Here is a 12,214-nt window from a genome sequence, read left to right as displayed (position 1 = left end):
TGAGAGCGCTCCATTGCAATTAACTGCCACGTCAGGAAGCCGTTGTGACAGATCACACGCGGCTAGCCCGCTGCGCGCCCCGCGTCAATCGTTTTTCACGCAAACGTCGCACCAGAGCCGCGAAGACCCCGGCCAGCAGCAGCAGATGCCACAGCCTGTCGCCAAAACGTGAATAAACCGTGGAGTCGAGCGCGCCCGGCAGGTCGGAATCGACAGTTCCCATCTGGTTGAGCCCCAGCGCCTGCACCACCTGCCCGCGCGCGTCGATCACCGCCGACACGCCGGTATTGGCCGCGCGCACCAGCGGCAGGCCCTGCTCGATGGCGCGCAGCCGCGCCTGCGCCAGATGCTGAAACGGGCCGATCCATTCGCCGAACCATGCGTCATTGGTGATCTGCAATATCCAGTCCGGGCGCGGAGTGCCGCGCAGATGGCGCGGAAAGATCGCCTCATAGCAGATCAGCGGCAGCACCCGCCCGGCTGCGCCCAGATTCAGAACGCGCGGCCCCGCCCCCGGGGCATAGCCCAGAAGCGCCTGCGCGGCGAAGCCTGAAAGCCAGTCCATGCCGGGCCGGTCGGCAAACTGGCCCAGCACCGGGACATATTCGCCAAAGGGCACCAGATGATGCTTGTCGTAAACCGCCGTTGGCGCGCCGGTCTCATCCAGCACGGCAAGGCTGTTGAAGTACTGCATCCGGTCGCCCGGCCCCGTTTCGCGCCGCTGGATACCCAGGATCAGTGTTGCGTCGCCCGCGGCCTCGGCGGCCATGCGCAGCCCGTCCATCGGGTTGTCCAGAAAGAACGGCACCGAGGTTTCCGACCAGATCACCAGATCGGGCGCGCGCCCGTCGCTGGCCGGTGCAGCGGTCAGATCCAGATGGCGATAGAAAAACATCTCGGCGAAATGGCGTTCCCATTTCATATCCTGCGGCGCGTTGGGCTGGACAAGGCGCAGCCGCAAGGGCCGGTCTTCGGGCAGCGGCGCGTTCAGCCGCGCCATCCCCCCGCCCCAGCCCACGGCTAAAACCGCCACCAGCGCCACGCCCACAAAGCCCGCGCGCCGCGTCTGCCCGCGCTGTGCCCGCAGTGCGAGCGTGGCAAGCCCGGCTGAAAGGCCCAGCGCCAGCGCGCTCAGCCCCAGCGCGCCTGAAAACGCGGCCAGCTGGGCGACCGGCGTGTCAATCCAGACATGGCCCAGAAGCGCCCATGGCAGGCCGGTAAAGATATAGCCGCGCAATGCTTCCATCGCCAGCATCGCCAGCGCGAACAGCCACAGCCGCGCGACAGGCGCGCGCGCCGCCCAGACGGCAAAGGCCCCCGCGACGCCCCAGAACAGCGCCAGCCCCGCCGCCATGAGGATCAGCGCGAAAGGCGCCATCCAGGCGTGGCGCTCGGGTTCAATGAGAAACGGCTCGATGATCCAGACCATGGCAAGGCCGAACCCGGCAGCCCCCGCCGCCCATCCGCGCCAGAAGCCACTGCGCGGGCCGGGGGCGCGGGCGACGCTCAGCATCACCACCGCGATTGCCAGCAGCGTTACGGGCCAGAGCCCCCACGGGGCCTGACCCAGCGCGCTGGCCAACCCGGCCAACGCGGCCCAAAGGACCGGCGCACGCAGGAACATCGCCGATCGCCGCCGCGCCCCCGTCACCCGTCAGTCCCTGGCTTCCGGACCGGACGGATCGCCCAGCCGCAGCCGCAGCCGCTTCACGCGGCGCGGATCAGCCTCCAGCACCTCGATCTCCACACCGGCGGGATGGGGAAGTATCTCGCCCCGCACCGGCACCCGGCCCAGCAGCACAAAGACCAGCCCGCCAAGGGTATCGACATCCTCGTCGGTCACGCCGGCGGTCAGGTCCAGATCCAGCAGCTTTTCGACATCCTCAAGCATGGCGCGCGCCTGAATCAGCCAGACACCAGGCTTTTCTTCAATCCAGAGCCCTTCATCCTCGGTGTCGTGTTCGTCATCAATCTCGCCGACAACCTGCTCCAGCAGGTCCTCGATGGTCACCAGCCCGTCCACCCCGCCGTATTCGTCGATCACCAGCGCCATATGCGTGCGCTCGGTCTGCATTTTCTGCAGCAGCACCACCAGCGGCATCGAGGGGGGGACAAAAAGGATGGGGCGCAGCAGCGGCGCCAGATCAATCTCGCCCTGCGTCACATCAAAGCCGTGGCGCAACACCAGATCCTTGAGCAGCAACAGGCCCAGTGGCTTGTCGAGCGTCTCATTATAAACCGGAATGCGGGAAAAGCCGCTGTCGCGCAGCACCGTGATCAGGTCCTCGCGGGCGATATCGACCGGCACGGCCACGATCTCGGCCTTGGGGATGGCCACATCATTGACCCGCAGGCGCCGGAGGTTGGTCAGCCCGGGCAGAACCTGCCGCATGCTGGCGTTGAATGCCTGATCCTTCTCTGCGTGCGATTCAGGCGAGGCCAGCGCGTAGATCAGACGACCGATCAGGCCACGTTGGCCGTTACTGTCGGACGGAGGGTCGGACTCGTCAGGCGCGCTTCGCGCCGCCTCAGAGCCGGATTGGGAATCGTTCATCAGTCCTTTCCGATATCACTGTCAGAGGGGCCTGCCTGCATGTCAGGCGGGCCGTCAAGTGTAGCATATGGGTCAGCAATGCCCAGAGTTGCAAGTATCTCTGCCTCGGTTTCTTCCATCAGTTGCGCATCTTCCTCATGCTCGTGGTCATAGCCCAGCAGATGCAGCACCGAATGGATGATCAGATGCGTGACATGATCCTCCGCCGTCTTGCCCTGCGCAATGGCCTCCTGCTGGCAGGTCTCATAGGCCAGCGCCATGTCGCCCAGCGGCTCGGGCTCTGCCTGCGTGCCGGGTTCGGGCGGCTCGGGCAGTGCGCCGGGCGTCTCGCTGCTCAGATCCCAGGCGGGCCATGACAGCACATTGGTTGCCCGGTCCTTGCTGCGGAACTGCGCGTTCAGCGCGCGGATGCGGGCGTCATCGCAGGCCAGAACGCTCACCTCATGAAGCATCGGATCATGGCCCAGATGGGTCAGCGCCGCCGCCACAGCACGCCCGGCAAGCGGCGCAAGGTCCCCCCAGCGCGGCTCTTCGGTGTTCAGCTCAACCGGCATGTGAGGGCGTCACGACTGCTCGTCACGCTCATAGGCCTGAATGATCCGCGCAACCAGCGGGTGGCGCACCACATCGGCCGAGGTGAAATAGGAAAAGCTGATCCCCTTCACCCCTTCCAGAATGCGCTCCGCCGCCGTCAGCCCGCTGGTCATGCCGCGTGGCAGGTCCACCTGACTGCGGTCGCCGGTGATCACCATGCGTGACCCCTCACCCAGACGGGTCAGGAACATCTTCATCTGCATCTCGGTGGCATTCTGCGCCTCATCGAGCACCACAAAGGCATTGGCCAGCGTCCGCCCGCGCATGAAGGCCAGCGGCGCAATCTCGATGCGGCGTTCCTCCATCAGCTTGGCCAGTTGCTTGCCGGGCAGAAAATCATTCAGCGCGTCATAGAGCGGCTGCATGTAGGGGTCGATCTTTTCCTTCATGTCACCGGGCAGAAAGCCCAGCCGCTCGCCAGCCTCGACGGCGGGGCGCGACAGGATGATGCGGTCCACATGCCCTTCGGCAAACATGTTCACGGCTGCGGCAACCGCGATATAGGTCTTGCCGGTGCCTGCCGGGCCGATCCCGAAGTTCAGCGTATCCTCGAACAAGGCGCGCGCGTAATCCTGCTGCGCCTTGGTGCGTGGGATGACATGCTTCTTGCGGGTGCGGATTTCGATCTGGCCGGTGCGGAACATCTCCAGCTGCTTTTCGCCCGCCAGCGGGTCACCGCCCATGCGGATGGCGCCGTCGATATCACCTGCGTCCAGCGGCCTGCCCTCGGCCAGACGCGCATACAGCGCCTCAAGCGTCTCTGCGGCGCGGGTGCGCAGCGCGGCTTCGCCCATGATGAACAACTGGTTGCCGCGGCGGATGATCTGCACGCCAAGCTCATGCTCCAGCCGCGCGAGGTTGCGGTCATATTCGCCGCAAAGATCTATAAGAATGCGATTATCAGCGAATTCGAGTTGCGTTTGCAGCGGATCGCCGGGGGTGAGCGGGGGTGTCAGCGCGCTGATGCCCAATAAGGACTCCTAAGCCAGAGGTCGCCTGTTCAGGGGCACGTTGCCGGGCCCCGGGGTTCATGCTGCCAACAGAGTGGGCCGCTGGCAAGCTTCGATATGGTCATTTCATACAAGCTTAACAAGATACGCCAAATCTTGCGCAGACCCGATGCAGAAATGCGACATCTGGGCGGGCCTGCCCCAAATGCCAAGCGGCGGCCCGTCAAGGCCGCCGCTGGTCTCATGCCGGATGCGCGCGATCAGGTGCCGCGGCGGTAGCGGCCCACGGCGATGGTCGGCGGCGCGATGCCCGAGCAGACCGGGTTGCCATAGGGGTCAAGCCGGGCAGACATGAAGCCCTCTACCCCCTCGTCGATGATCCAGTGATCGCAGCCATGCGGGTCAACCCAGATACCGGCATCGCGCACATGAGACAGATGGTTCGGCGTGCCCGCATGCCGGTCCGAGGTGTTGTCCTCGGGGTTGATCTCGACAAAGCGGCCCTCCGGCCCCCCGGCACAGGCGGCCAGCGACAGCACTGCCACGCCAAGCAGGATGGTTCTGATGGTTTTCATTGTTTTTCCCCCGGTCTCAGCGGACACACAGAATTTCAACACGGCGGTTCTGGGCCATGCCGGCCGCGGAATTGTTCGAGGCCACCGGATGCATCGGACCAAAGCCGCGCACAGCCGAGACGCTGCCGCCGTTGCGGATGGCGACATTGGCCACGGTGCGCGCGCGGTTTTCCGACAGACGCATGTTATACTCGAACCCGCCGCGCGGATCGGTATGGCCATAGACCACAAAGGCCGTGGAGCCGTTGGTGCGGAAGAAACCCGCCAGCCGCTCTTCGGCACCACTGCGCAGCCGGTGGCTGCCGGTGGCGAACAGCGTATCCGTGCTTTCGACAAGGCAGGCATTGGTGCGATGGCAGACCGGGCGACCGTCGCGTGTACGGTTCGGGGTCATATACCCTTCGATCCCGTTATCGAGCACCCAGTGCTCGCATCCGTCCGGATCAATCCAGATGGTCGGCACGTAGCGCTCGCCGACAATCGTGCGTTGACGCTGCGCAGATGCATCCGTCGGGGTCAGAGCGACCACCAGAAGCGCCGTGGCAGCGGCACCAGCAAGCATCCGAACAGCTTTGGAAATAAATCTTACCACAGCCATCGTCCTTTTAATTGTTTTCCCCCAGAGGCGCGGGCCAGACCTTCTGTACACCCATGTCCCGTGGCAGAAACGGAAACCGGGCAGGCGATGGCCCCTAGCGACTGGGAAACATTAGCAAATCCGTTACGCATTGGAAGAGTGATTCCCTCCATTGCACCGCAATTCGGCCCCGCACTTCCAATTGTTTCGTCAAAGGCACCTCTGCAGCGGGCCGGGACACGCCCCGCTCACCCGCTCAGAGCAGAATCCCGCCCAGAGAATTCGGGCCGCTCTGGGTGATTCTGACCCGCATAACGGTGCCGATCTGCGCCTGAGCGTCGGTGACATGAACCGCGTGCAGATGGTCTGACTTGCCCACCATCTGCCCTTCCATCCGCCCGGGCTTCTCGAACAGAACCCCCACCTCGCGCCCCACCATGGCTTCCTGATGCGCGCGCTGCTGCGTGCCCAGCAGAGCCTGCAGGCGTTGCAGGCGCTCATTCATCACCTCGTCAGCCACGCCGGGGCGTTCGGCCGCCGGCGTGCCGGGGCGGGAGGAGTATTTGAAGGAATAGGCCTGCCCGTAGCCCACCGCGCGCACCAGATCCATCGTCGCGTTGAAATCTTCCTCGGTCTCGCCGGGGAAGCCCACAATGAAATCGCCCGACAGAAGCAGATCAGGCCGCGCGGCGCGCAGACGCGCGATCAGGCGCAGATAATCCTCGGCGCGGTGCTTGCGGTTCATGGCTTTCAGAATCCGGTCAGACCCGGACTGCACCGGCAGGTGCAGATAGGGCATCAGCTTGGGCTCGTCGCCATGGGCGGCGATCAGATCCTCGCTCATGTCATTGGGATGCGAGGTGGTGTAGCGCAGGCGCGCAAGACCATCGATCCCGGCCAGCGCGCGGATCAGCCGTGCCAGCGACCAGTCCCCGTCAGGGCCGGCGCCGTGATAGGCGTTCACATTCTGGCCCAGCAGGGTGATCTCGCGCACCCCGCGCTCAACCAGATCGCGCGCCTCAGCCAGCAGGCGTTCGGCGGGGCGGCTGACCTCGGTGCCCCGGGTATAGGGCACCACGCAGAAGGCGCAGAACTTGTCGCAGCCTTCCTGCACCGTCAGGAAAGCCGCCGGGGCGCGGCGGGCACGCGGGCCCCCACGCGGACCGCGCGGCAGATGATCGAACTTGTCCTCTTGGGGAAAGTCGGTATCGACCGGGCGCGCGCCCTGACGCACCGCAGCTTCCATCGCAGGCAGCCGGTGATAGGTCTGCGGCCCCACCACCAGATCGACCACGGGCGCGCGGCGCATGATCTCGGCCCCTTCGGCCTGCGCGACGCATCCGGCAATGCCGATCTTCAGCTCGGGGTTGGCATCCTTGAGCGGCTTCAGCCGCCCCAGCTCGGAATAGACCTTTTCGGCGGCCTTCTCGCGGATATGGCAGGTGTTGAGCAGGATCATGTCGGCCTCTTCCGGCCGGTCGGTCGTCACATAACCCGAGGCGCCCATGGCCTCGGCCATGCGCTCGCTGTCATAGACATTCATCTGACAGCCATAGGTCTTGATGAAAAGCTTGCGTGGGCCGGATTTGGAGGCGGATTTTGGGGCGGTTGTGGTGGCGGTCATGGGAAGGGTCCTGCCGGTAGGGTTGCCCCGCATGTATCGAAAACCGTCCCCGCCCGCAACGCCAAGCCCGCCACAGCCGAAAGACGGGATTTTCCGGCGCTCTGCCCCTGCAGGCCGGGCTTCAGCTGCGGGTGCGTTTGGCGCGCCGGTCGCGGGCCTGTCCGATCAGCGCCAGCATGGCATCCGGGTCAGCGATATGTTTGAGCAGGTGCTTGTCGCCGGTGCGGGTGATGATCTGCATATCGCCCATCAGCTTGCGGACCGTTTCGACCTCCAGCAGCATCACCGAGCGCCCGCCGGGCAGCACCAGCCGCCGGTCCGTCAGCACCCAGACCGATTTCAGCTGTTCCGAGGCCAGATAAAGCCCGCGTACACCCAGCGCGAGCACTGCCCCCAAGGAGCCGATGGCAACATGATCAGACCCCAGCAACCACAGCACGATCCCTGCCCCGGCCATACCCAGCAGCGCCAGAATCGCATGGTCACGCCAGTAGCGGCCCCGGTCCGGGCGCAGCTCGGTCAGAACCTTTTCGCCCTTTTCAAGCGTCAGGCCGGTTGCGGCATTGCGGAGCTGGATATCGGACATGGCGGGCCCTGACAGGAAAGCGCACAAGAAAAAGCGCGCCCGGAAGGCCGGGCGCGCAATGTGTCGAAGGTCAGTCGGTGGCTGCCGGGGCCTGCGGCGCAGGTTCCGGCGCTGGTGTCGCCTCCATGGCAGGGGCGTCCTCCGTCGCGGGGGCTTCCTCTGCGGCAGGGGCCGCTTCGGGCGCGGCGGCAGGCGTTTGCCCGGCACCGGGCTGCACCCCTTCAAGGTTCATCCCGTCCGAGCGCAGGAACTGGAAGAACTCGCTGTCCGGGCTCAGCACCATCGAGGTGTTCTCGCCGGTCAGCGCCCGCTCATAGGAAGTCAGCGACCGGGTGAAGCTGAAGAATTCGGGGTCTTGCCCGAAAGCTTCGGCATAGATCCGGTTGCGCTCGGCATCAGCCTCACCGCGGATGATCTCGGATTCGCGGCGGGCCGAAGAGACCAGCTCCACCACCGTCCGGTCTGCCAGCGCGCGCACCCGTTGCGCGGCCTCGTTACCGCGTGCGATTTCGTCGGCTGCCTCGCGTTCACGCTCTGCGCGCATCCGCGCATAGGTGGCGGCAAGGTTCTGGTCCGGCAGATCGGTGCGGGTCAGCCGCACGTCAACGACATCGACACCCAGCGTCACAGCCTCACGCCGCGCCAGATCGCGGATCAGGTTCATCAGCCCGGTCCGGTCTTCGGACAGAACGGCACCCGAGGGCACCGAACCCAGAATCTCGCGGATCGCCGCGTTCAGGATGCGCTCGATACGCACCTGTGCCGCGCGCACGCCCTCGGTGCCGACAGCCTGCCGGAACCGTTCCACGTCAACGATGCGCCAGCGCGCAAAGGCATCAACCACCAGCCGGCGGTCATCCAGCGGGGTGACTTCAAGCGGCTGCGACTGCAGGCCAAGGATGCGCGAGTCGTAGCGCACAACTTCCTGAATGAAGGGAATGCGCACACCCAGACCGGGCTCGGTACGGACCTGTTTGACTTGTCCGAACTGCAACACCAGCACATTCTCGCGCTCATCGACAATGAACAGCGCCGAAAGGCCGATAGCCACAAGGATCACGACGGCGGGGATAAGAAGCGTCAGCTTTTTCATCAGTTGGTCCCCCGTGCGCGCAACTGGTCAAGCGGCAGATAGGGCAACACGCCCGTGCCACCGTTCTCGCCGGTCACATTGTCAAGAATTGTCAGGTGCATGCCACCCAGAACAACTTCCATCGTTTCAAGATACATCCGCCGCCGCGTAACTTCGGGCGCGTTGACATATTCGTTCCAGACCGCAAGGAAGCGGCTGGCCTCACCCTGGGCGACGTTGATCGCCTGAGCGCGGTAGCCTTCGGCCTCTTCCTGAACCTGCGCGGCTTCACCGCGCGCGGCAGCCAGAACCCGGTTGGCATAGGCATCTGCCTGACGCTCAAGCCGGTCACGCTCCTGCCGGGCGGCCTGCACTTCGCGGAAGCTGTCGATCACTTCGCCCGGAGGGTCGGCCTTGTCAAAGTTGACCCGGATGATGTTCATCCCGGATTCGTAGCTGTCCAGCGTACCCTGCGCCGCTTGCCGCAGGTCAGCAGCAATCGCACCACGGTCACGGTTGAGGATCGGCGACAGTTCCGAGCGCGCGATAATGTCACGCATCGCCGATTCAGCCACCGCCCGCACCGTGTTCGACGGGTCGGCCAGATTGAACAGGAAGCGCGCGGGGTCGGCAACGTTCCAGACAACCTGGAATTCGATATCCACCACGGCTTCGTCGCGGGTCAGCATCAGGCCGGTATCAAGCGCCGAACGCCCGGTACCTACCTCGGTCACCCGCTCGGTTGTCACCTGCACGATTTCAGCGCGCACAACGGGCCAGGGCGCGAAGTTCAGGCCCGGCTGGCCGATGCGGTATTCCTGCCCGAACAGCAGCTCGACCGAGCGCTCTTCCGGCCGGACCGTGTAGAACGAGGCGAAAAGCCACAGCACCACCAGACCGATGAGGCCGATGACCACACCACGCCCGCTGATCCCCGGCCCGCCCGTACCCCGGCCACCGCCGGTGCCGCCACCGCGGCCGCCCATCAGCACCTTCAGCTGCTGCTGGCCTTTTTTCACCAGATCGTCAATCTCCGGGATCTGCGGACCCTGATTGCCGGGGCCGCGATCACCGCCGCCACCATTCCCACCAGAACCGCGATCACCAGAGCCGCGGTTTCCGCCACCGCCGCCCCATGGCCCTCCACTATTGCCAGACATGGCCTCTCCTTGATTTTATTATGTCAGTTTTGACTGTCATCGTTCTGAATTGGCTACATCGCCCCGGGTTTCAAGCCTAATCGGCCCCCAATGCGCCAAAGTCGCACCCTTTTGATGGAACCAGACACGCGCTTTCAGCCTTCGCGCACGGGTTTGCGCAACAACACGATCTCTTCGGCCATGGTCGGATGCACCGCGACAACCCGGTCGAAATCGGCCTTTGTCGCGCCCATCTTCAGCGCGACAGCGGCAAACTGGATCATCTCGGCCGCGCCGGGTGCGACGATATGGCACCCCAGAACACGGTCGCTGGCGGCGCAGACAACCAGCTTCATCATCACCTTCGATGTCCCCCCGGCAAAGGCCGTCTGCATGGGGCGGAAGCTGGTCATGAAGATCTTCACGGGCCCTTCCCTGCGCGCCTCTTCCTCGGTCAGGCCCACCGTCGCGGCCTCGGGCCGGGTAAAGACGGCACTGGCGACCAGCGCATGATCGGCCTGCGTGGGCTTGCCACCGAAAACCGTGTCGGCAAAGGCGTGGCCCTCGCGGATGGCCACCGGCGTCAGCTGAATGCGGTCTGTCACATCGCCCACGGCATAGATAGAGGGGATATTGGTCTGTGACCACCCGTCAACCTTGACCGCGCCGTTTTCTTGCAGCGCGACACCCGCAGCCTCCAGCCCCAGCCCACCGGTGTTGGCCACCCGGCCGGTGGCGAACAGCACCCGGTCGAATTCCCGCCGCCCGCCATTCGTGTCGCTGGCGGCATAGCGGCCATCGGGCAGCCGCTCCAGCGAGACCAGATCGGTGCCCACCTCCAGCGTCACGCCCTGCGCGCCCATCTCGGCGGCAACGGTGTGGCGCAGGTCATCGTCAAAGCCCCGCAGTATCTGCGCGCCGCGATACATCTGCGTGACCGCAACGCCCAGCCCCTGCAGGACGCAGGCGAATTCACAGGCAATGAAACCGCCGCCGATGATCAGCATGGTGCCGGGCAGTTCGTCCATCAGAAAGACCTCGTTCGAGGTCATCGCGCCCTGCCCGTCAAACTCGGGCGGCACAAACGGTGTGCCGCCGGTGGCGATCAGGATATGGCGGGCGGTCAGGCGGCGCCCATCGGCCAGCAAGACCGTATGCGGGTCGGCCAGCGTGGCGCGCTGGTGGAAAATCTCCACCCCGGCGTTTTCGGCATTGCGCGTATAGGCCCCCTCCAGCCGCGTCAGTTCGGCATCGAGCTTTGCGCGAAAGGCGCGCCAGTCAAAGCCTGTCGCCTCCACCTGCCAGCCATAGGCGCGCGCCTCCTCAAGCGTGGCGCCATGCCCGGCGGCAAAGACCATCAGCTTCTTGGGTACGCAGCCACGGATGACGCAGGTGCCGCCCATGCGGTATTCCTCGGCCATGGCAACCCGGGCGCCGCCCTCCGACGCTGCGATCCGCGCCGCCCGCACACCGCCTGAACCGCCGCCGATAACGAAAAGATCGTAGTCGAATGTCACCTGCACGCCCTCAGAGATCTCGGAAAATATTGTCGGATTCAACGAAGACAATACGCTCTTCCACCACTGTCCCCGCGATCGGGTCGCGCATCTCCACCCGCCCGTCGGCATAGCCGACGACGACGGCATCGCAGATGTCAATGAAAAGCCCGTTCTCCACCACGCCCGGCACCTGGTTGAGCGCGAGCGAAAGCTGGCGCGGATTGCCGATCCGGCCAAGGGACAGGTCCAGCAGATAATTGCCCTCGTCGGTCGTGAAAGGCTGCGTGCCGTTCATGCGCAGCGTGGCGGCGGTGCCCATGACATCCATGCCGCCCAGCAACTCCTCGATCAGCAGCTTGCTGGCCTTCCAGCCGAAAGGGATCACCTCGACAGGCAGCGGAAAGGCCCCCAGCGCCTTGACCTCCTTTGACGCATCGCTGATCACGATCATCCGGTCACTGGCGGTGGCCACGATCTTTTCCAGCAAAAGCGCCCCGCCCCCACCCTTGATCAGCGCCAGATCACCGTCAAACTCGTCCGCCCCGTCCACCGTCAGGTCCAGCCAGCCCGCCTCGTCAAGGCTGACCACCTTCAGCCCAAGACTGCGGGCCAGTTCGGCGGTACGCGCCGAGGTGGGCACACAGGTCAGGCGCAGGTTTTCCTCGCGCGCGCGCTCACCCAGACAGCGCACCATCCAGGCAGCGGTAGAGCCGGTCCCCAGCCCCAGTTTCATACCGTCCTCGACACAATCAACCGCACGCCGCGCGGCGGCAAATTTAGCGCGGTCTATCGGGGTGAGATGCTGAGCCATGGCGAAAGGTCTCCTGATTGCGCGGGCTGGGCGCGTGTTACAACAGTTGCCGGGGATTGTCACAGGGAACCGGGGCGTTTTTTCGCGCCGAAACCCGGATTGCACAAAATCGCTGTCGCCGTCACTGCCCACGGCTCCGGTCCCGCCGCCTCAGCCCCCTCAAAGCCCCGACGTGCGGTTTCATCTTGCCGGAAATACGCGGGGGTGAATGGGCCGCAGGCCCAGAGGGGGCA

12 protein-coding genes and 1 riboswitch are annotated in these 12,214 nt (G+C 65.0%); all 12 genes read right to left on the bottom strand.

Going from position 1 to position 12,214, the window contains the following annotated elements; genetic code table 11:
* Nucleotides 1–6: 6 nt before the first annotated feature.
* A riboswitch (SAM-SAH riboswitch) is annotated at nucleotides 7–54 on the bottom strand.
* Nucleotides 53–1,624 carry an apolipoprotein N-acyltransferase gene (gene lnt / locus V7Q53_RS17165; RefSeq protein ID WP_333829943.1) on the bottom strand — a complete coding sequence of 524 codons (1,572 nt, stop codon included), beginning with the start codon at nucleotides 1,622–1,624 and terminating at the stop codon, nucleotides 53–55. Its footprint overlaps the riboswitch before it by 2 nt.
* A 30-nt stretch (nucleotides 1,625–1,654) precedes the next feature.
* On the bottom strand, nucleotides 1,655–2,554 hold the full coding sequence (locus V7Q53_RS17160; RefSeq protein ID WP_333829942.1) for a transporter associated domain-containing protein: 900 nt from the start codon (nucleotides 2,552–2,554) through the stop codon (nucleotides 1,655–1,657).
* Nucleotides 2,554–3,108 carry an rRNA maturation RNase YbeY gene (gene ybeY / locus V7Q53_RS17155; RefSeq protein ID WP_333829941.1) on the bottom strand — a complete coding sequence of 185 codons (555 nt, stop codon included), beginning with the start codon at nucleotides 3,106–3,108 and terminating at the stop codon, nucleotides 2,554–2,556. Before ybeY ends, V7Q53_RS17160 begins: the two co-directional genes overlap by 1 nt.
* A gap of 9 nt (nucleotides 3,109–3,117) precedes the next feature.
* Entirely contained in the window at nucleotides 3,118–4,119 is a 1,002-nt protein-coding gene (locus tag V7Q53_RS17150; RefSeq protein ID WP_333829940.1) for a PhoH family protein, read from the bottom strand.
* Between the two features lie 239 nt (nucleotides 4,120–4,358).
* Nucleotides 4,359–4,673 carry a hypothetical protein gene (locus tag V7Q53_RS17145; protein WP_333829938.1) on the bottom strand — a complete coding sequence of 105 codons (315 nt, stop codon included), beginning with the start codon at nucleotides 4,671–4,673 and terminating at the stop codon, nucleotides 4,359–4,361.
* A 16-nt stretch (nucleotides 4,674–4,689) separates the two neighbouring features.
* On the bottom strand, nucleotides 4,690–5,235 hold the full coding sequence (locus tag V7Q53_RS17140; protein ID WP_333829937.1) for an OmpA family protein: 546 nt from the start codon (nucleotides 5,233–5,235) through the stop codon (nucleotides 4,690–4,692).
* Nucleotides 5,236–5,506: 271 nt separating this feature from the next.
* The gene (gene miaB, locus V7Q53_RS17135; protein WP_333829936.1) at nucleotides 5,507–6,874 is read right to left on the bottom strand and encodes a tRNA (N6-isopentenyl adenosine(37)-C2)-methylthiotransferase MiaB; all 1,368 of its coding nucleotides are present in this window, start codon (nucleotides 6,872–6,874) and stop codon (nucleotides 5,507–5,509) included.
* A 121-nt stretch (nucleotides 6,875–6,995) separates the two neighbouring features.
* On the bottom strand, nucleotides 6,996–7,460 hold the full coding sequence (locus V7Q53_RS17130) for a hypothetical protein (RefSeq protein WP_333829935.1): 465 nt from the start codon (nucleotides 7,458–7,460) through the stop codon (nucleotides 6,996–6,998).
* 70 nt (nucleotides 7,461–7,530) lie between these two features.
* Complete coding sequence (locus tag V7Q53_RS17125) at nucleotides 7,531–8,553, bottom strand: SPFH domain-containing protein (RefSeq protein ID WP_333829934.1); 1,023 nt, start codon at nucleotides 8,551–8,553, stop codon at nucleotides 7,531–7,533.
* Entirely contained in the window at nucleotides 8,553–9,692 is a 1,140-nt protein-coding gene (gene hflK, locus V7Q53_RS17120; protein ID WP_333829932.1) for an FtsH protease activity modulator HflK, read from the bottom strand. Before hflK ends, V7Q53_RS17125 begins: the two co-directional genes overlap by 1 nt.
* A 134-nt stretch (nucleotides 9,693–9,826) precedes the next feature.
* Nucleotides 9,827–11,188 (bottom strand): glutathione-disulfide reductase, encoded by a 1,362-nt coding sequence (gene gorA / locus V7Q53_RS17115; protein WP_333829931.1) that lies wholly within the window; start codon nucleotides 11,186–11,188, stop codon nucleotides 9,827–9,829.
* A gap of 10 nt (nucleotides 11,189–11,198) precedes the next feature.
* Nucleotides 11,199–11,981 carry a ribose-5-phosphate isomerase RpiA gene (gene rpiA / locus V7Q53_RS17110; RefSeq protein WP_333829930.1) on the bottom strand — a complete coding sequence of 261 codons (783 nt, stop codon included), beginning with the start codon at nucleotides 11,979–11,981 and terminating at the stop codon, nucleotides 11,199–11,201.
* Nucleotides 11,982–12,214 lie beyond the last annotated feature (233 nt).

Source organism: Pararhodobacter sp. (genome assembly GCF_036802785.1).
Classification (GTDB): Bacteria; Pseudomonadota; Alphaproteobacteria; order Rhodobacterales; family Rhodobacteraceae; genus Pararhodobacter.
Note: the sequence above shows the minus strand (reverse complement) of the source record. Positions and strands in the feature narration are given on the sequence as shown.

Bases quoted from the DNA above. Each gene is read 5' to 3' on its own strand.
- lnt (WP_333829943.1), bottom strand. From the start codon at position 1,624: ATGTTCCTGCGTGCGCCGGTCCTTTGGGCCGCGTTGGCCGGGTTGGCC.
- V7Q53_RS17160 (WP_333829942.1), bottom strand. From the start codon at position 2,554: ATGAACGATTCCCAATCCGGCTCTGAGGCGGCGCGAAGCGCGCCTGAC.
- ybeY (WP_333829941.1), bottom strand. From the start codon at position 3,108: ATGCCGGTTGAGCTGAACACCGAAGAGCCGCGCTGGGGGGACCTTGCG.
- V7Q53_RS17145 (WP_333829938.1), bottom strand. From the start codon at position 4,673: ATGAAAACCATCAGAACCATCCTGCTTGGCGTGGCAGTGCTGTCGCTG.
- V7Q53_RS17140 (WP_333829937.1), bottom strand. From the start codon at position 5,235: ATGCTTGCTGGTGCCGCTGCCACGGCGCTTCTGGTGGTCGCTCTGACC.
- miaB (WP_333829936.1), bottom strand. From the start codon at position 6,874: ATGACCGCCACCACAACCGCCCCAAAATCCGCCTCCAAATCCGGCCCA.
- V7Q53_RS17130 (WP_333829935.1), bottom strand. From the start codon at position 7,460: ATGTCCGATATCCAGCTCCGCAATGCCGCAACCGGCCTGACGCTTGAA.
- V7Q53_RS17125 (WP_333829934.1), bottom strand. From the start codon at position 8,553: ATGAAAAAGCTGACGCTTCTTATCCCCGCCGTCGTGATCCTTGTGGCT.
- hflK (WP_333829932.1), bottom strand. From the start codon at position 9,692: ATGTCTGGCAATAGTGGAGGGCCATGGGGCGGCGGTGGCGGAAACCGC.
- rpiA (WP_333829930.1), bottom strand. From the start codon at position 11,981: ATGGCTCAGCATCTCACCCCGATAGACCGCGCTAAATTTGCCGCCGCG.